We start from the raw sequence: 17756 nt of genomic DNA on the forward strand, positions 1-17756 counted from the left end.
GCCTGCTGCCTACCGGGTTTCAGCGAGGGGTTTTGAAGTGAGTGAGAACGCCGTCCGTCCTGCACGGGAATTGCTGCTCAAGGAATACCGGGGAGTCTTGTCGACCCATTCCAAGTCCATGCCGGGTTTCCCGTTCGGTTCGGTCGTGCCCTATTGCCTCGATGCAGAGGGCAGGCCCCTCATCCTGATCAGCCGTATCGCCCAGCACACGCATAACCTGAGTAAAGACGCCAAGTGTTCGTTGCTGGTGGGCGAACGCGAGGCGCAGGACGTGCAGGCGGTCGGGCGGCTGACCGTAATGGCCGAGGCGCGCAAGCTGCAGGACCCGGCCAACATCGAGGCAGCGGCCCTGCGCTATTACCGCTACTTTCCGGACGCGGCCGACTACCACCAGGCTCACGACTTCGATTTCTGGGTGCTTGAGCCGGTGCGCCACCGGTACATTGGTGGCTTCGGTGCTATCCACTGGCTCGATCAGGTGACCTTGGCCAATCCCTTCGCCGGCAAGGTCGAGAGCGGCATGATCGAGCACATGAACAGCGACCACGCCGCCGCCATCGCGCACTATGTGCAGCTTGCCGAGCTTCCCAGCCACATCCCTGCGCAGTTGGTCGGTATCGACAGCGAGGGGATGCACCTGCGCATCGGCCAGGCGACCCACTGGTTGGCATTCCCGAGCCGTTGCAATACGCCGACACAAGTGCGCGAAGCCTTGGTTTTGCTGGCCCGCGCCGATCACTGGCCGGTCTTGAGCGAAATACCTGCTTGAAAAGCGGAGCACACGCATCCATTTGTAGGTCTTACTGCAAGGGTGTCTTGCGACGAGGAATGCTTTGATGCGTGTTTTTCTACTGCTGCTTCTGCTGTTTCCCGTGCTGGAGCTGTTCGTCTTCGTGAAAGTCAGCGCCGCCATCGGTTTTTTCCCCGCGTTGCTGCTCATCATCGCCGGCTCCGCCCTCGGGGTCCTGGTCATGCGAGTGGCCGGGTTGGCCACGGCCCTGCGTGCACGTGAAAGCCTGCAGCGCGGTGAGCTGCCTGCCGAGGACATGTTCCATGGCATGATGCTGGCGGTCGGCGGCGGGCTATTGATGATCCCCGGTTTTATCAGCGACGTGCTTGGCCTGCTGTGCCTGTTGCCCTTTACCCGCCAGTTGGCGGCTCGCAAGATGCGCGAGCGCGCCCAGGCCCAAGCGACCCGCCAGCGCGCGTTCCAGGATGACCCGTTGCAGGGCCAGCCCCCGCATGGCGGGGGCCATCGACCCAATGTGATCGAAGGCGAGTACGAACGCCGCGATCAGTGAGAACAGGGCCGCCAAGCGGCCCTTTTTCATGCCTGTGCAAAAAAATTTCCCTACCAAGCCTTGTAATCGATTCGGTCGGCCTCATGTAGTGGTCACCGCAAGGTTTCTGGTGGCGACACCAGACATGACTCAGGCCGTTTGCTCGTGGCGAGCGGCCTTCCGGCAACGCCGGACAGCATCAAACCGCCGGTGTCGACACCGGCCGATGAAAACCACAATTTGGGAGAGATCGACAATGAAGCTTCGTCCTCTGCATGACCGCGTCGTCATCCGTCGCAGCGAAGAAGAATCGAAAACCGCTGGCGGTATCGTCCTGCCAGGTTCGGCCGCTGAAAAACCAAACCGCGGCGAAGTCGTCGCCGTCGGCACCGGCCGCGTCCTGGACAACGGCGAAGTACGTGCGCTGGCCGTGAAAGTGGGTGACAAAGTGGTTTTCGGCCCGTACTCGGGTAGCAACACCGTGAAAGTCGACGGCGAAGACCTGCTGGTCATGGCCGAAAACGAAATCCTGGCCGTTGTTGAAGGCTGATTTCCACCGACTTCCCGTTACTCCAAAGATTTATCAAGGATTAAACGATCATGGCTGCTAAAGACGTAAAATTCGGCGATTCCGCTCGCAAGAAAATGCTGGTTGGTGTCAACGTTCTGGCTGACGCGGTAAAAGCGACCCTGGGCCCGAAAGGCCGTAACGTGGTACTGGCCAAGAGCTTCGGCGCGCCGACCATCACCAAGGACGGCGTTTCCGTCGCCAAGGAAATCGAGCTCAAGGACGCCTTCGAGAACATGGGCGCCCAGCTGGTCAAGGAAGTCGCTTCCAAGGCCAACGATGCAGCCGGTGACGGCACCACCACCGCGACCGTGCTCGCTCAGTCGATCGTCAACGAAGGCCTGAAGGCCGTCGCTGCCGGCATGAACCCGATGGACCTCAAGCGCGGCATCGACAAGGCCACCTCCGCCATCGTCGCCGAGCTGAAGAACCTGTCCAAGCCATGCGCCGATTCCAAGGCCATCGCCCAGGTCGGTACCATTTCCGCCAACTCCGACAGCTCCATCGGTGAAATCATCGCCGAAGCCATGGAGAAGGTCGGCAAGGAAGGCGTCATCACCGTCGAAGAAGGTTCGGGCCTGGAAAACGAGCTGTCCGTTGTAGAAGGCATGCAGTTCGACCGCGGCTACCTGTCCCCGTACTTCGTCAACAAGCCAGACACCATGGTTGCCGAGCTGGACAGCCCGCTGCTGCTGCTGGTCGACAAGAAGATCTCCAACATCCGTGAGCTGCTGCCAGTGCTGGAAGCCGTTGCCAAGGCCGGCCGCCCACTGCTGATCGTTGCTGAAGACGTCGAAGGCGAAGCCCTGGCTACCCTGGTCGTCAACAACATGCGCGGCATCGTCAAGGTTGCAGCGGTCAAGGCGCCAGGCTTCGGCGACCGTCGCAAGGCCATGCTGCAGGACATCGCCGTCCTGACCGGCGGCCAGGTCATCTCCGAAGAAATCGGCCTGTCCCTGGAAACCGCTACCCTGGAACACCTGGGCAACGCCAAGCGCGTGACCCTGTCCAAGGAAAACACCATCATCATCGACGGCGCTGGCGCTGAAGATGATATTCAGGGTCGCGTCAAGCAGATCCGTGCCCAGATCGAAGAAACCTCTTCGGACTACGATCGTGAGAAGCTGCAAGAGCGTCTGGCCAAGCTGGCTGGCGGTGTTGCCGTCATCAAGGTCGGTGCTGGCACCGAAGTCGAAATGAAAGAGAAGAAAGCCCGCGTCGAAGACGCCCTGCACGCTACCCGTGCAGCGGTCGAGGAAGGCGTGGTGCCTGGCGGTGGTGTTGCCCTGGTGCGCGCCCTGTCTGCAATCGTTGACCTCAAAGGTGACAACGAAGACCAGAACGTCGGTATCTCGCTGCTGCGCCGTGCTATCGAAGCACCACTGCGTCAGATCACTGCCAACGCCGGCGACGAGCCAAGCGTTGTGGCCGACAAGGTCAAGCAGGGTTCGGGCAACTACGGCTACAACGCTGCGACCGGCGAGTACGGCGACATGATCGAAATGGGCATCCTGGACCCAGCCAAGGTCACCCGTTCGGCACTGCAAGCTGCTGCTTCGATCGGCGGTCTGATGATCACCACCGAAGCCATGGTTGCCGACCTGCCGGAAGACAAGCCAGCAGGCGGCGGCATGCCTGACATGGGCGGCATGGGTGGCATGGGCGGCATGATGTAAGCCAGCCTTACCCCCGCTGTACCCCAAAGCCCCGGCTCGCTAGAGCCGGGGCTTTTTTGTTCAGGGCTCGGCATTCTATCGGTGGGTGCTGGCTCAGGCAGGGCGGGGCTCTGTGGCTGGCCTGTTCTGCGCGCGTCTGCGGTACAGCACCAGGTAGTAGGCACCCAGGCCGATCAGCCAGCAGAACACAGCCGTCCAGACGTTGTGGGACAAAAAGTGCGCCCCTTGCATCATCCTGCCCACCGACAGCACTGTACCGGCGATCAGGGCCACCGCAAACGCGACGCGCGCAAGACGCGGTTTACGATCACGCAACGCGAAAAACAGCGCGAACAGGCAGAACCCGGTGGTCGCATGACCGCCCGGCCAGCACAGCCCCGGCTTGTCGGTAGCAGGCCTTGGCTCAAGCAGCTTGCTGTAGGTTTCCGAGCCGCCGAACTGCGTGAGGCTCCAAGGGCACTGCACCTGCGTCAGTTTCTTCAGCGGCGTGACGAAGGCGGTGGATACCCCCAGAGCGAGTACCAGGCAGCCCAGTTCGCGGCGCCAGCCGTACAAGCCCCTGACCAAAAAACTTGCCACAAAAACAGCCAGTGCCAGGACGCCCAGCAAGATAACGCCCTGCTTGACCCGGTCATGCAGGATGTTCTCCAGCAGGTAGCTGTGCCGACCGATGAACTGCCCGGTGGCGGTATCGAAGAACAGATTGGCCACGTCCATGTCCACCGAGGTCCATTCGAGCGCCACCAGCGCAAGCATGGTGGCCAGTGGAATACCCAGGTACAGCCACAGGTTCAAGGGGCGAGGGCAAATTGGTTGCTGCATGGCGGCTCCAGGGCACGGAAAGGTCGCGCATTGTCGAGCCGCTCCTATGCTGTGTCCGTGAAGGTTCAGTGAAAAAAACGTCAAGCCGCCTGAATTCATCCAAAGGCTGGCACCCCGCAGGCTTAGGCCTTAAGCTGCGCCTGCCGCGCATCACCGCGAGCAGCGTCGCACAGGAGAAATTCATGCGCATCCTCTTGGTTGAAGACAACCGCGATATTCTGGCCAACCTTGCCGACTACCTTGGCATGAAGGGCTATACCGTCGACTGTGCCCAGGATGGGTTGTCGGGCCTGCACCTGGCAGCGACCGAGCACTATGACCTGATCGTGCTCGACATCATGTTGCCGGGTATCGATGGCTATACGCTGTGCAAGCGCCTGCGCGAAGACGCCCGCCGCGACACGCCGGTGATCATGCTTACCGCCCGCGATCAACTGGACGATCGGCTGCAAGGCTTCCGCTCCGGCGCCGATGACTACCTGCTCAAGCCCTTCGCCCTGTCCGAGCTGTCCGCGCGTATCGAGGCTGTGCTGCGCAGGGCGCAGGGGGGTGGCCGTCGCACGCTGCAGGTCGCCGACCTGAGCTACGACCTCGACACACTGGAGGTCAGCCGGCAAGGCCGCCTGCTCAAGCTCAACCCGGTCGGCCTGAAACTGCTGGCGGTACTCATGCAGAAGAGCCCGCACGTGTTGCGGCGCGAAGTACTGGAAGAGGCCCTGTGGGGCGATGACTGCCCTGACAGCGACAGCCTGCGCAGCCATGTACACCAGTTGCGTCAGGTGATCGACAAACCTTTCGAAAAACCCCTGCTGCATACCGTCCATGGCGTCGGCTATCGCCTCGCCGAGGGTCGCGATGGAGTTTAAACAGAGCCTTGCCCAGCGCATCATCATTGCCTTTGCGCTGATGAGCGCGCTGGTGGCCGGGGCTTTCGCGGTGGGTATCGTTTCCACCGTGCACCTGGTGGAAGAGCGCCTGATTTCCTCGGTGCTCGGCGGTGACCTGCAGCGGCTGTTGCGCATGGACAGCGTCAGCGACTGGAGTCACCGCCCGCGACCGGACCAACTGTTCTACTTCAGCGGGGGGCGGGACGACTTCGAGCTGCCCAAGGACCTGCGCCATCTGGACCGAGGTTTCCACGAGGTCTTTCGCGACCAGCTTTCGTATCACGCCATGGTGGAGATCGTGGACGGTCGTCGTTACGTGCTGTTGCAGGATCAAAGCGACTTCGAGGAGCGAGAGCGGCTGCTGTTCGCCGTAGTGGTCGTAGGGTTCGTATTGAGCCTGGTGCTCGCCGTGATCCTGGGCTGGTTGGTGGCGCGTCGGGTGATGGCACCGGTCATCCGCCTGGCGCGCCAGGTGCGCCATCGCGACCAGCTGCTTGGGTTGGCGCCACCCTTGGCACCTGACTACGCCGCTGACGAGGTCGGGCAGTTGGCAGTGGCCTTCGATGACACCCTGGGCCGTCTGCGCGATGCCTTGACGCGCGAGCGCCTGTTCACAAGTGACGTCAGCCACGAGTTGCGTACACCACTGATGGTGCTGGCGACCTCATGCGAGTTGCTCATGGAAAACCCGGCCTTGGATGCGCGTTCGCGCAGTCAGGTCGAACGGGTGGCACGCGCCACCGAGGAAATGCGCGAGCTGGTGAAAACCTTCCTCATGCTGGCCCGGGCCCAAAGGGACGAAGGTGCTGTGGCATCGCGGGCAACCCTGCGCGAAGTAGGGGACGAATTGATCGGGGTTTGGCGCGACACCATCGAACAAAAGGGGCTGACGCTGCATTACGAAGGCCGTGGCAACGCAGGTCCGGTCTTGTACAACGCCACCTTCCTGCAATCGGTTATGGGCAACCTGCTGCGTAACGCCGCCCATTACACCGACAGCGGTTACATTCGTCTGACTCTGCAAGCCACAAGTTTCACCGTGGAGGACAGCGGGGTAGGCATCCCCGAGGAGCAGCGCGAGGCCATGTTCAAGCCCTTCGTACGCGGGGAAGAACGCCGAGGGGAAGGCCTTGGCCTTGGCTTGTCGTTGGTCCAGCGCATTTGCGATGACCAAGGCTGGCAGGTCACGCTGACCTCGACCCATCCCCATGGCTGCCGATTCCAAGTGGACCTCAGCAGTACCGTGGTCAAGGGTGAGCTGAATACACTTTCGTAATAGCCTGTAAGAAATATCCTGTTGAAGAACGCTTTTTTCACAACGTCATAACCTGATTCCAACGCTTGGCTGCTTAGTCTGGCCGCCATTGGAATCAGGAGATGCCCGATGCGCAGCCCCATCAACCTCGAGTTTTCCCGTAAATACGACAAGGCCCATGCCCAACAGTATTTTTTGAAGCACCAGGCCGGCTTGGCCAGGCGCCTGTCCCATAAACGCGATGAGCAGTTGGCTCGCCGGGCCCTGATGCTGGCGGGCGAACCGGGCTTGGTCTTGGACCTGCCCTGCGGAGCGGGTCGCTTCTGGCCACTGCTGGCGGAAAAAGCCAACCGCGTGATCATTGGAGCAGACAATTCCGCCGACATGATCGAGACGGCATGCGCGTCCCAACCACCGGAAGTCGTGGCCCGGGTACGACCTTTGCAGACCTCGGCCTTTGCCATCGAGTTACCGGATAACGCGGTGGACAGCATTTTTTGCATGCGTCTGTTTCACCATACTGGCGAAGCGGCTCACAGGAAAGCGATTCTTAAGGAGTTTCAACGGGTTAGCCGAGACAGCGTGATTGTGTCGCTGTGGGTGGATGGCAATTTCAAAGCCTGGCGGCGCAGGAAACTCGAGCACCGTCGCGATACCGAGCACGGGCCGGACAGTTACCAGAACCGTTTTGTGTTACCTGCCGAAACGGTTGAGGCGGAGTTCGCAGCCGCTGGTTTCAGGATCCAGGAACGCCTCGACTTCCTGCCGTTTTATGCCATGTGGCGCGTGTATGTGTTGCGCAAGGGTTGAGGTGCATGACGGTTCACAAGGCCTGTACCCTTTGCGCAGGCACCCACGATACCGGTGCTGCCATTCGTCGTTGAGCGGTGCAAAGGCGCCTAGGTTGCACTACGTTTATCCAATGGCGTTTGGCAGCGCTGTCAAAGGGTTAGGGCAATGAAACTAGAAATAGCTCGAACTTTGTTTCTGGTTGGGGGCTTGGCGCTCACCACGGTTGCAGTGGCAGCCTGGGAACAACCGAAAACCGTGGTGTTCAGCCAATCGGAACTGGCTGAGCAATGTGCTTTGCCGCGCGAGGTAAAGCCACAGCAGCATGCCAAGGTGCAGCCTGATCACGACCTGCTGTTGTTCCTGTTCGGCATGCGCCAGGGGCTGCGGCCGTTTGGTTGAGCCGCAGGGCACAGCCTGACGCCCGTTTCAGATCACATGCAGGTGATTGTCCCAGAAGCCTGAAGGCAGGTTCAGGGGCTGGCCGACGAGCTGGTGCTTGCGGCAATCATAGAACCGGCAGCGGCCTTGGCCCGATGTCACCACGAACCCGTCCTTCACCGCGCCAACGCCGGCACAGTCGGGCATGGGCGCATCCAGACGCACGGCGCCGCTGTCCAGGTCCCAGACGAACAGGCGGTTGGCCCGTGGTGCTGTCAGTGCCACCAGGCGCAGTTCGTCGTGTATGGCCACGCTGGCCGTATACTGGGCCATGGCCTGTAACTGGTGGTGCGGAACTGGGAAGGCCTGGAAAGCCTGGCCTGGTCGTTTGATTGCCAGCAGCTCGGCAGTTTCCGAGGCATCCCCCATGAACTGCTGACACGCGGCAATGGTGCCATCGCGGGCTACCGCCAAGTGACGAACACTGTTCATCTGCTGGGCCAGGGTTTCCTTGCTCAACAAGGTGCCGTCGCGCTGCATCAGCACCAGGCTCGGCTCCATGGCATCAAGGTTCATCTCCACTCGGCTTTCGGCCTCGGTGCGGATACCCCCGTTGGCGACCACCAGCGTTTCGCCGTCCGGCAGCCAGGCGACTTCATGCGGGCCAATGCCGTGGGTGCTGAGCTCGCCGGTGCGCACCAGGCGCTCGTCGTCGAAACGGTAGACCCCCAGCACGCCACGGCCGGGGTCTCGAGTATCGTTTTCGGTGGTGTACAGCCACTGACCGTCCTTGTGCAGCACGGCATGACCATAGAAATGCCGGTCAGGCGGCGATACCACCGTCTGCAACAGCTTCCCGTCGCGCAGGTCGACCAGGTAGCTTTCAGTCCCTGGGCGGCGAGCCACGAACAAGGCAATGGGCCGCTCCGGGTGATCGATGATGGCATGGCAACGCTGGGCCACCTGGGTACTGAACACCTGGGTGCCGTCCAGGCGATAGCCCACGGCATAGTGCTTGCCGTCGGCGTCGTCGCGTGCCGACAGCAGCAAGGGCTCGCTGCCTTTTTTGCGCAGAAGACTCCAGCCGCCCAAGGTGAGGGCACTGAGTACAACGCTACCGAGTTTCAAGGCCTGGCGTCGCAGCATGATCAGTCACCGTCGTTGGCGTTGAAGCCCAACTGAATGTTAAGCGCCTTGGCCAATTCACCTTCATGCAGGCGATGCACGACGTTGAGGCTGTCGTAGATCTGGTTGAGGGTCTGCTGACCTGCATCGTCGGCCAGTAGCTCGCCCAAGGTTTTCTGGTTATCAGCCAGCAACTTCAATGAATTGGCGTAGGCATCGTCTATCTTTTGCGCAAGCGCCTTCTGATCGCCTGGCAGCAGCCCGCGCAGCCCTTTATTGTCCACACCCACCCAAACCGCCTGGGCCGCCTTGAGGCTGGCCTGGAGGCTATTCATGGAGTTGTGGCTACGCCAGGCTTCCGCTTGCAGGGGCTGTGGGATGCCTTTGCTTTGCCGTCCCATGGGCGCACCCAGCTTCTTCTTCAGCGAGTCCAAAGCGGTTACCTGTGCACGCAGCAGGTCGGCGATGGCTTCGTGCGAATCGGCGTAGCGCTGGTTGGGGAACTTGGTCATCTGCGAGAGCATGCCCTCGGTGCTGTTCCAGCCCTTGAGGATTTCCTCGGCCAGCCCCTTCTGGTGCTCGGCGATGGCCACCAGCATCGGGCAGTAACGCGCCTTCTGCTCGGCCGTGGCGATGTCCGGCTTGCTGTCGAACAAGATGTACTCATAGGCTGACAAACCGCGGACCACAACGCTCGCCTTGGCGAGGGAGGCCGCATCGACAGGCTTGTCCCCATTGACCAATTGCTCGACCTGACGGCCGACCAGGTTCTTCTTGTCAGGCCAGAACTGTACTTGCCATGCACGGTTGCCCTCGGCCAGCGGGCCCACCAGCAAGGGCTGCAGCTCGGCCCAGGCCTTTTGCGCATTGAGGAAATCGGCACGCGCCTTTTCCAGGGTTTCCTTGCCTTCGCAGAACGCCAGGGCGCTGGCGGCCAGCATGCGGTCGGCTTCGACCCAGCGGCTGTAGGTGGGCAGGATCACCTGCTTGGCGATGGCCGCGGAGGTGACGGCCTGCGGATCCTGCGGGGAGCAGGCGCCAAGGGCCAGGGCAGCGAGGCTGGTAAACAACAGTTTGGGTCGGAACATGGCCGGCTCCTGTGCATGTTTAAAGTGATTTCAAAAACGCCAGCAGGGCAGCGCGCTGCTCGGCATCGAATGTAAGGACGAAATCGCGTGCTGCCTGGGCTTCGCCGCCGTGCCACAGCACCGCTTCGAGCAGGTTGCGCGCGCGTCCGTCATGCAGAAATTGCGAGTGACCGCTGACCGTTTCGCTCAGGCCGATTCCCCAGAGCGGGGCCGTACGCCAGTCCTGGCCGTTGGCGGCAAATTCGGTTCGTTCATCGGCAAGGCCGGGGCCCATGTCATGCAGCAGTAGATCGGTATAGGGCCGGATGATCTGGCCGGCGAGTTCCGGCTCGGCGGCATCGCTGGCGGTGGTGAACTGAGGGATATGACAACCCTGGCACCCGGCCTTATAGAACAGGTTCTTGCCTGCCAGCACCTGGGGGGTGGCCACATCCCGACGGGCCGGCACGGCCAAGTGGCGGGTATAGAAGGTGACCAGGCGCAGGATGTTGTCACTGACTTCCTTTTCCCCTGCCACGCCGTCGCCATTGGGCGCGGCGCGGCATTCGACCTGAGCCTGGGTGCAGTCGTCGTTGGGCTGCAATGTCGTCGTCAGGCCCATGTCGCCGGCGAACGCATGCGCATTCTGCTGGTTCACAGTGGGCTGGCCCGCTTTCCACCCAAAGCGGCCGACAACCGTGCGCCCCAGCGCATCGTCCCACACGCGGTTGGCGCGTCCCCGAATCCCATCGCGATTGCGGTCGTCCGGGTCTTCGTTGGCCAATACGTCAGCCTCGGGAATCGCCTCGAGCAGGCCCAGGCCGATCATCGGTGGCGCCACGCGCGCCGAAAAGCGCGTGTCCGGGTGCATGGCCCCGTAGCCCAGTTGGGTGATCTGCAACGCCGGCATGCGCAGCTCGACCTGATGGCCATCCTTGAACGAGACCGTCTGCGCCGTGTAGGTCATGCGCACCTTGCCTTCAGGCGCTACGCCAGGGATGGCCATGTCCTGAAGCTGGGTGCCGTATACAGGTTCTGGTACCACCCCCAGACGTTCGATGACCTTGGCCAGGTAGGGTTGGTCAGGTATCGACAGGCGCACGAGCATGCCGACCGCATTGCTGGCACTTGCCGCGGGTGGGTGACCGCGCCCGTCGCGCACATGGCAGTTCTGGCAGGCGTTGGTGTTGAACAAGGGGCCCAGGCCGTCGCGCGCCGTGGTGGTGGAGGGGGCGATGACCCAAGGGTTGCGAAAGAAGCTGTTGCCTACTGCAAAGTCCAGGCGCCGCTCATGGGAGAGGTTGGCGGCGGGCAGCGAATACGCATTGCGGTCACTGCGCAACACGGTCGTCTTGCCACCTGACAGCGCTTCGCCCGGCTCGGCCTGGGTAAAACGCGGGGCGTCGTCACAGGCGGCGAGGGCAAAGACCAGCAGCAGAGGGGCAAGTCGGGACAGCGGCAGGGACATGCAGAATCCTGGGCCTGAACGAAAATCCGGCGTGCAAGCTTATCAGGCCCAGGATCATTGAATAAGAGCAATTTGCGTTTGCTAGATGAAATCGTCGACGTGAGTGCTCCTGTCGTAAGTAATGCTGGCCATGGTTTAACCCCTCTACGGCCCAGACATGAAAACGCCCGGCTCAAGGCCGGGCGTCGGGTGCCGCACCAGATGGGATCAGAATTCGTGGTCGGCTGTGTCGGGGTTCAGGTTGTCGATGCCCAGTTTGCCGGCGGCCTGTTCGATGGCACCGGTCTGCTTGACCAGGGCTGCAATCGCATCACGCACGATCTGGTTGCCGGCGGCGTTGTCGGCGGCGATCAGTTGGTCATAGTGCTCGCCCTTGAGGGCGTGGTCGACGATCACCTGGATCTTCGCTTCGGTGGCTTCCAGGTCTGCGCGCAGGGTCGCATCGGCAGCAGGGTCGGCCTTGGCCACCAGTGAAGACAGGCTAGGCCCGGTCAGCTTGGTACCATCAGGGCGGGTGTACTCGCCCAGGTAGACATTGCGAATGCCCTTGGCATCGTAGAAATGCGAGTAATGGGTGTTGTCGCTGAAGCAGTCGTGCTCGTCCTCGGGCGAGTTCGCCTCCAGGGACACCTTCATACGCTCGCCAGCCAGCTCACCGAGCGAAAGGCTGCCCATGCCGAACAGCATCTTGCGCAAGCCGTCGGTGGCAGGCGCGGCTTCGAGCTTGGCGCGATAGTTGTCGGCCACGTTCGGCGCCCAGTTGGCCACCATCTCGTCAAGGTCGGCGACCAGAAGGTCGGTGACCGCCTTGAGGTAGGCGCGGCGGCGGTCGTTGTGGCCACCCGTGGCGCCCTCGCCTTCGAGGTAGTCCGACGCCGGACGATTACCCGCACCTGGGCCGGTACCGTTCAGGTCCTGGCCCCACAGCAGGAATTCGATGGCGTGGTAGCCGGTGGCGACGTTGGCTTCGGAGCCGCCCAGTTCGTTGAGGCTGGCCAACTTCTCGGGGGTGATGTCCTTGACGTCGATTTTCTCTTCGCCCACCTGGATCTCGGTGTTGGCGATGATGTTGGCGCTGGCTGCCGGGTTACCCAGGGCGTGCTCGTAGCTGGTGTCGACGTAGTCGATCAGGCCTTCGTCCAGGGGCCAGGCGTTCACCTGGCCTTCCCAGTCGTCGATGATGGTGTTGCCGAAGCGGAACACTTCGCTTTGCAGGTAGGGCACGCGCGCAGCGACCCAGGCGTCCCTGGCGGCCTTGAGCGTCTGATCGTTGGGCGTGGCGAGGAATGCGTCGACGGCGGCCTGCAGGGTCTTGGCGGTGCTCAGCGAGTCGCTGTACACGGCATGGACCATCTCGGCGTAGTGCTTGACCACGGCCTTGGCAGCGGCTTCGTCGACAGCCCCTGGCGTTGCTGCAGGGGTGCTGGCGGCAGCGGGAGCCTGGGCTTGCGGCGCGGCGGCCTTGTCGTCCTTGCCTTCACCGCAACCGGCGAGAGCGATGGCAATGGCCAGCAGACTGGCAGAGGCCAGGGGCATTCGAATCATTGTTGGTTTCCTGCGTCGTGTGGTTGGACCATGGGTGAACCGTGCGCGATGGCACGCTGAACCGACACATCATGCGAAAGATTTGCATTTGCTGTAAAGGGTTCAGCCTGCGATTCATGTAAAAGCAGGTCACGGCGTTTCACCTGTGCATTCAGAGCATGGAAACCTGATTGCGCTGGGCCTGCCTGAGGAAGCTGGTCAGTTCCCGGGCCGACAGCGGCTTGCTGTAGTGGTAGCCCTGGCCCTCGTGGCAGCCTTGGGCAATGATGTAGGCTTCCTGTTCGGCGGTTTCCACGCCTTCGGCAATGACCTGCATGCCCAGGCTTTTGCCCAACTGAATGATGGCGCGCACGATGGTCGCGTCATCGTCGTCATCGAGCAGGTCCTGCACGAAGCTCTTGTCGATCTTGATCTTGTCCAAGGGCAAGGACTTGAGGTAGCTCAAAGACGAGTACCCGGTACCGAAGTCGTCGATGGCGATCAGGGCGCCCGAACGCCGCAGGCTCAGCAAGTGCTGGGCTGCGGTGCTGATGTCCTCCATCAGGCCGGTTTCGGTCACCTCCAGTTCCAGGCTGCGCGGAGGCAGGCGATAGGCCTGGAGCAAATTGTTCACCACCCGCGGCAGTTCGCTGTGGTGAAGTTGCACAGTGGACAGGTTGACCGCCATGCGCAGCTCGCTGAAGCCCAGGTCGTGCCATTCGCGCAACTGCCGGCAGGCCTGATCCAGCACCCACTCGCCGATCCCGATGATGCTGCCGTTCTGTTCGGCCAGCGGTATGAACTGATCGGGCGGCACCATGCCCAGTTCCGGATGCTGCCAGCGCAGCAACGCCTCGACCCCTACAACGCGATGATCGCAATAGCTGATCTGCGGTTGGTAGACCAGGTACAGCTGGTTGCGTGGCAGGGCCTCGCGCAGGTCCTTTTCCAGTTCGCGGCGCCGGCGCATCTCGGTGTCCACGCTGGCGATGTAGAACTGGTAGCGATTGCGTGAACGCGCCTTGGCCAGGGTCATGGTCTGCTCGGCTTTTTGCAGGAGCTTCTCGGTGCTGTCGCCGTCTTCCGGGAACAGGGTGATGCCAATGGTGGCGCGCAGGCGGATCTGCTGGTGGTGGTCCAGGTCGAAAGGCACCTCCAGGTCGTCCAGGATGCTTTGCGCAAGCTCTGCCGCTTCGTAGGGCTGTTCGATGTTGGCCTGCACCAGGGCGAACTGGTCGCCCCCCAGCCGCGCCAGCGCGCCCAAGCGTCCGCTGTGGGCCCTCAGGCGATCGGCCAGGGCCAGCAGCAGCTGATCGCCGACCTGATAGGTGAACTGCTCGTTGATGCCCTTGAAGTCGTCAAGGCCTACGCAGAGCACGGCCACCCGATGTTGCAGGCGCCCACCGTCCACCAGGATCTTGTCCAGTTGCTGCTGCAGTTGCTGGCGATTGGGCAGGCCGGTGAGGAAGTCGTACTGGGCCATGCGCTGCAGACTGTTCTCGGCCTCATGGCGCAGGTGGGTATTGCGTTCGATTGATGCCAGCAACTGGTTGGCGGTGTTCACCCAAAGGCCCAGCTCGTTCTTCTCATGGCCCTTTATCAGTGGGAGCTGATGCTGGCTGGGGCGGTCTGGATTGATCTGGGTGAGGTGTTCGATGATTTTGGAGAGTGGCTTGGTCAACAGCCAGTGGTAGACCAGGTACAGCACCAGCCCCATGGCAAGCGCCCGAAGCACGCCAGAGATGAAGATGATCACGGCGTTGATCAGAAAGTCTTCGCCATAGGCGGCCGTGTCGAGGGTGATGTTGAGGTCGCCGTAATATTCACTGTAGGGCCCCCGGCCTACCAGCTGCGTGGTGTAGGTACGCTCCTGGCCAAGAATTAGATCGGTGAGCCAGCGCAGGGGCATGTCCTGCAACGGCCTGGACTTTTCTGCCAGCATGGTTTCGTTGGGGTGACCGATGGAGGCCATTCGCACCGACTCGTCCTGAAACAGACCTTCCATGACCTGCATGCCCATTTCACGGTCCAGGCTGTAGACCGCCTGTGTAGAAGGATCGCGGAACATGTCAAGAATGCGCTGGGCGTCATTGTTGACGGCCTGGCGGGTCTTGTAGGTGTCATAGACGATTTGCGCACAGCTGAGCACGACGCCGACCGCTAGCGCCGCCAGGAGCACGACCCTGAGCAACTTGACCGACAAGCTGTTACGCAATTCCAGCTTCAATGGAGGTTCCTTAATCCATGCAAATGACATTATTTTGCCATCAATCATGACCGTTCACTACGGGACGGTCATTAGCAGTGTATCGGTTGAAACCCTGGGTAACTTGAGTGGGACGTCGTCAAGAAACCGAAAATTTGATGTTAGCGCGCTATGCACGCTGAGCAAGTGCGGCATCGCCCAGTAGCAGGCATGAAAAAGCCCGGCACGTGGCCGGGCTTCAAGAACAGTGCTGGACTCAGGCCTTGAAGGTCTTGCCTTCGAACTGCTCAGCCACGAAGGCCCAGTTGACCAGGTTCCAGAACGCCTCGACATACTTTGGACGCAGATTGCGGTAGTCGATGTAGTAGGCGTGTTCCCAGACATCGCAGGTCAGCAGCGGGGTATCGCCGCTGGTCAGCGGGTTGCCGGCACCGATGGTGCTGGCCAGCGCCAGGGAACCATCCGCTTTCTTGACCAGCCAGCCCCAGCCGGAACCGAAGGTGCCGACGGAGGTCTTGGTGAACTCTTCCTTGAACTTGTCGAAGGAACCGAAAGCGGTGTTGATGGCTTCTGCCAGGGCGCCGGTCGGCTGGCCACCGCCGTTTGGCGACAGGCAGTTCCAGTAGAAGGTGTGGTTCCACACTTGAGCGGCGTTGTTGAAGATGCCACCCGACGACGAGGTGACGATCTCTTCCAGGGTCTTGCCTTCGAATTCGGTGCCCGGTACCAGGTTGTTCAGGTTCACGACATAGGTGTTGTGGTGCTTGTCGTGGTGATACTCCAGGGTTTCCTTGGAGATGTGCGGCTGCAGGGCATCGTGGGCGTAGGGCAGCGGCGGCAATTCAAAAGCCATGGTAGATCTCCTGATTCAGGTCTAGTTCGCGGTTTGCGCAGGGCCGATCACGGGCGGCCCTATGTGCGTCGGCGAGTTTGTACTCTTTGCGACGCAAGGGCTGGATCATAGCACCAAGCCTTGGCGCATAACCACGCAACAAACATAGGGATTAGAGGTTCCAGGTGCCTTGGCGGGCAGCGACCGGTGGCGGTCGTTTCCAGGCAGGATGGGCAGGGACGTCACGCGCTGGCACCCTGGGCTCGAATGATCAGTTGAAGATCAGTTGCGCTGCCACGGCAAACATCATCACGGCCACCATCAGGTCCAACAGACGCCAGGTGCCTGGCCGTGCCAGCCAGGGAGCCAGCCATGCCGCCCCGATCGCCAGGGTCGAGAACCACAGCAGCGAGGCGCTGGCAGCCCCCGCCACGTAGGCCCCTGGCGCCGTCTGCTGGGCCCCGAGCGAGCCGATCAGCAGCACAGTGTCAAGATAGACGTGGGGGTTGAGCAAGGTGACCGCCAGGGCACTGAGCAGCACGGCCCGCCGTGAACGCATGCCCTGGCCCTGCTGGTGCTGCAGGCTCTGGTCGGAGAAGGCACTGCGCAGGGCTTTGATCCCGTACCAGATGAGGAATACCGCGCCCCCCCAGCGGGCCACGCTCAGCAGCGTCGGATTATGGGCCAAGGCCGTGGCAAGACCGAACACACCTGCGGCGACCAACAGGGCATCACACAGGATGCACAGCGCCGCTACCGGCAAGTGATGCTCGCGGCGCAGGCTTTGCGCCAGAACGAATGCGTTCTGCGTGCCAATGGCCATGATCAGGCCCAGGGCGACCAGCAGGCCATTGAGATAACTCTGCCACATGGAAGACGACTCCTCGAAAGATGCTGGCCAGTGTGACAACTGGCGGGTTATAAGAAAAATCAATAAAGCTCACCGGTCATTAGGAAAATCGATGTTCGACTACAAGTTGCTTGCGGCCCTCGCTGCCGTCGTCGAGCAAGGCGGCTTCGAGCGTGCAGCGCAGGTGCTGGGCCTGTCCCAATCGGCCGTGTCGCAGCGCATCAAGTTGCTGGAGGCGCGCGTGGGGCAGCCGGTACTGGTTCGTATTGCTCCGCCTGGCCCGACGGAGGTAGGCCGGCAATTGCTCAACCATGTGCAGCAGGTGCGCCTGCTTGAGCGCGACTTGCAGCGCCAGGTACCCGCGCTCGAGGACGGGGGCATGCCGGAACGTCTGCGCATCGCGCTCAATGCCGATAGCCTGGCCACGTGGTGGGCCAGCGCAGTGGGGCAATTCTGTGCCGAGCACAAGGTGCTTACCGATCTGGTAGTCGAGGACCAGGAAGTAGGTCTCAAGCGCATGCGCGCCGGTGACGTGGCGGCCTGCCTGTGCGGCAGCGAACGCCCAGTGGCCGGCGCCCGCAGCCTGGCCCTGGGGGCAATGCGTTATCGGGCGTTGGCCAGCCCTGCCTTCATGAAGCAGCATTTTGCCCAGGGCTTCGATGCCCGCCGCCTGGCCCGCACGCCCGCAATCGTCTATGGCCCCGACGATTTTCTACAGCACCGCTACTTGGCTTCTTTAGGTATGCAGGACGGTTTTCTGCATCATTTGTGCCCCTCTTCCGAAGGCTTTTTGCGCATGACCGAAGCGGGGTTGGGTTGGGGGCTGGTGCCGGAGTTGCAGGCCCGCGAGCAACTGGCAAGCGGCCAATTGGTGGAAATCTGCAGCGATACCCCGATCGACGTACCGTTGTACTGGCATCATTGGCGTAACGGCGGGCAACTGCTGGCACAGCTGACCGACCACCTGCGCCACAGCGCCCACCACTGGCTGGTGCCGTTGTAGCGCCGAAGGGCGTCAAAGGCTTC

Annotated in this window: 17 protein-coding genes; 9 read left to right on the forward strand and 8 right to left on the reverse strand. The window is 61.8% G+C overall.

The features are described 5' to 3' along the window. Nucleotides 1-37: 37 nt before the first annotated feature. The 4 genes from ACF8GB_RS15645 to groL all read left to right on the forward strand — a co-directional run bounded on the left by ACF8GB_RS15645 (nt 38) and on the right by groL (nt 3524). Nucleotides 38-769: a HugZ family protein gene (locus ACF8GB_RS15645; protein ID WP_392527295.1), complete on the forward strand. Its 732-nt coding sequence runs from the start codon at nt 38-40 to the stop codon at nt 767-769. Between the two features lie 67 nt (nt 770-836). Next, on the forward strand, nt 837-1301 hold the full coding sequence (locus ACF8GB_RS15650; protein WP_058637147.1) for an FxsA family protein: 465 nt from the start codon (nt 837-839) through the stop codon (nt 1299-1301). A gap of 235 nt (nt 1302-1536) precedes the next feature. Next, entirely contained in the window at nt 1537-1830 is a 294-nt protein-coding gene (locus tag ACF8GB_RS15655) for a co-chaperone GroES (RefSeq protein ID WP_003251905.1), read from the forward strand. Nucleotides 1831-1880: 50 nt separating this feature from the next. Then, the gene (gene groL / locus ACF8GB_RS15660; protein ID WP_058603280.1) at nt 1881-3524 is read left to right on the forward strand and encodes a chaperonin GroEL; all 1644 of its coding nucleotides are present in this window, start codon (nt 1881-1883) and stop codon (nt 3522-3524) included. Between the two features lie 93 nt (nt 3525-3617). On the opposite strand, the gene ACF8GB_RS15665 is transcribed toward groL, so the two are convergent. Beyond that, a complete protein-coding gene (locus ACF8GB_RS15665) occupies nt 3618-4346 on the reverse strand; it encodes a phosphatase PAP2 family protein (protein ID WP_058637146.1) in 729 nt (242 codons plus the stop codon). A gap of 182 nt (nt 4347-4528) precedes the next feature. On the opposite strand from ACF8GB_RS15665, the gene colR reads away from it, so the two are divergent. From colR to ACF8GB_RS15685, 4 genes are all read left to right on the forward strand, one after another. Further along, the gene (colR, locus tag ACF8GB_RS15670) at nt 4529-5212 is read left to right on the forward strand and encodes a two-component system response regulator ColR (RefSeq protein ID WP_023534349.1); all 684 of its coding nucleotides are present in this window, start codon (nt 4529-4531) and stop codon (nt 5210-5212) included. Beyond that, a complete protein-coding gene (locus ACF8GB_RS15675; protein WP_058637145.1) occupies nt 5202-6509 on the forward strand; it encodes a HAMP domain-containing sensor histidine kinase in 1308 nt (435 codons plus the stop codon). Before colR ends, ACF8GB_RS15675 begins: the two co-directional genes overlap by 11 nt. Nucleotides 6510-6617: 108 nt before the next feature. After that, on the forward strand, nt 6618-7298 hold the full coding sequence (locus ACF8GB_RS15680) for a class I SAM-dependent methyltransferase (RefSeq protein ID WP_392527297.1): 681 nt from the start codon (nt 6618-6620) through the stop codon (nt 7296-7298). Between the two features lie 147 nt (nt 7299-7445). Next, on the forward strand, nt 7446-7679 hold the full coding sequence (locus tag ACF8GB_RS15685) for a hypothetical protein (protein ID WP_058603276.1): 234 nt from the start codon (nt 7446-7448) through the stop codon (nt 7677-7679). A gap of 27 nt (nt 7680-7706) precedes the next feature. Here the strand turns inward: ACF8GB_RS15685 and ACF8GB_RS15690 are convergent, their stop codons facing one another. From ACF8GB_RS15690 to ACF8GB_RS15720, 7 genes are all read right to left on the reverse strand, one after another. After that, complete coding sequence (locus ACF8GB_RS15690) at nt 7707-8804, reverse strand: DUF1513 domain-containing protein (protein ID WP_078478042.1); 1098 nt, start codon at nt 8802-8804, stop codon at nt 7707-7709. Nucleotides 8805-8806: 2 nt separating this feature from the next. After that, on the reverse strand, nt 8807-9871 hold the full coding sequence (locus tag ACF8GB_RS15695) for an imelysin family protein (protein ID WP_058637143.1): 1065 nt from the start codon (nt 9869-9871) through the stop codon (nt 8807-8809). A gap of 19 nt (nt 9872-9890) precedes the next feature. Then, nucleotides 9891-11318 carry a di-heme oxidoredictase family protein gene (locus ACF8GB_RS15700; RefSeq protein ID WP_078478043.1) on the reverse strand — a complete coding sequence of 476 codons (1428 nt, stop codon included), beginning with the start codon at nt 11316-11318 and terminating at the stop codon, nt 9891-9893. 207 nt (nt 11319-11525) lie between these two features. Next, nucleotides 11526-12863, reverse strand: coding sequence for an imelysin family protein (locus tag ACF8GB_RS15705; RefSeq protein WP_196185179.1), 1338 nt, complete (start codon nt 12861-12863; stop codon nt 11526-11528). Nucleotides 12864-13014: 151 nt separating this feature from the next. Beyond that, complete coding sequence (locus ACF8GB_RS15710; RefSeq protein ID WP_326383637.1) at nt 13015-15069, reverse strand: EAL domain-containing protein; 2055 nt, start codon at nt 15067-15069, stop codon at nt 13015-13017. A 235-nt stretch (nt 15070-15304) separates the two neighbouring features. Next, entirely contained in the window at nt 15305-15901 is a 597-nt protein-coding gene (locus ACF8GB_RS15715; protein WP_023534404.1) for a superoxide dismutase, read from the reverse strand. A 250-nt stretch (nt 15902-16151) separates the two neighbouring features. After that, nucleotides 16152-16751, reverse strand: a complete 600-nt coding sequence (locus ACF8GB_RS15720; protein WP_058603268.1) for a LysE/ArgO family amino acid transporter — start codon at nt 16749-16751, stop codon at nt 16152-16154. A 91-nt stretch (nt 16752-16842) separates the two neighbouring features. Between ACF8GB_RS15720 and ACF8GB_RS15725 the strand changes: the two genes are divergently transcribed. Next, nucleotides 16843-17733, forward strand: coding sequence for a LysR family transcriptional regulator ArgP (locus tag ACF8GB_RS15725; protein ID WP_392527301.1), 891 nt, complete (start codon nt 16843-16845; stop codon nt 17731-17733). Nucleotides 17734-17756 lie beyond the last annotated feature (23 nt).

Origin of the sequence: Pseudomonas sp. xss_4, assembly GCF_043104125.1 — a bacterium.
In the GTDB taxonomy this organism is placed as follows: domain Bacteria; phylum Pseudomonadota; class Gammaproteobacteria; order Pseudomonadales; family Pseudomonadaceae; genus Aquipseudomonas; species Aquipseudomonas parafulva_B.

Bases quoted from the DNA above. Each gene is read 5' to 3' on its own strand.
- ACF8GB_RS15695 (WP_058637143.1), bottom strand. From the start codon at position 9,871: ATGTTCCGACCCAAACTGTTGTTTACCAGCCTCGCTGCCCTGGCCCTT.
- ACF8GB_RS15725 (WP_392527301.1), top strand. From the start codon at position 16,843: ATGTTCGACTACAAGTTGCTTGCGGCCCTCGCTGCCGTCGTCGAGCAA.
- groL (WP_058603280.1), top strand. From the start codon at position 1,881: ATGGCTGCTAAAGACGTAAAATTCGGCGATTCCGCTCGCAAGAAAATG.
- ACF8GB_RS15680 (WP_392527297.1), top strand. From the start codon at position 6,618: ATGCGCAGCCCCATCAACCTCGAGTTTTCCCGTAAATACGACAAGGCC.
- ACF8GB_RS15650 (WP_058637147.1), top strand. From the start codon at position 837: ATGCGTGTTTTTCTACTGCTGCTTCTGCTGTTTCCCGTGCTGGAGCTG.
- ACF8GB_RS15655 (WP_003251905.1), top strand. From the start codon at position 1,537: ATGAAGCTTCGTCCTCTGCATGACCGCGTCGTCATCCGTCGCAGCGAA.
- ACF8GB_RS15705 (WP_196185179.1), bottom strand. From the start codon at position 12,863: ATGATTCGAATGCCCCTGGCCTCTGCCAGTCTGCTGGCCATTGCCATC.
- ACF8GB_RS15685 (WP_058603276.1), top strand. From the start codon at position 7,446: ATGAAACTAGAAATAGCTCGAACTTTGTTTCTGGTTGGGGGCTTGGCG.
- ACF8GB_RS15690 (WP_078478042.1), bottom strand. From the start codon at position 8,804: ATGCTGCGACGCCAGGCCTTGAAACTCGGTAGCGTTGTACTCAGTGCC.
- ACF8GB_RS15700 (WP_078478043.1), bottom strand. From the start codon at position 11,318: ATGTCCCTGCCGCTGTCCCGACTTGCCCCTCTGCTGCTGGTCTTTGCC.
- ACF8GB_RS15720 (WP_058603268.1), bottom strand. From the start codon at position 16,751: ATGTGGCAGAGTTATCTCAATGGCCTGCTGGTCGCCCTGGGCCTGATC.
- ACF8GB_RS15715 (WP_023534404.1), bottom strand. From the start codon at position 15,901: ATGGCTTTTGAATTGCCGCCGCTGCCCTACGCCCACGATGCCCTGCAG.
- ACF8GB_RS15675 (WP_058637145.1), top strand. From the start codon at position 5,202: ATGGAGTTTAAACAGAGCCTTGCCCAGCGCATCATCATTGCCTTTGCG.
- colR (WP_023534349.1), top strand. From the start codon at position 4,529: ATGCGCATCCTCTTGGTTGAAGACAACCGCGATATTCTGGCCAACCTT.
- ACF8GB_RS15665 (WP_058637146.1), bottom strand. From the start codon at position 4,346: ATGCAGCAACCAATTTGCCCTCGCCCCTTGAACCTGTGGCTGTACCTG.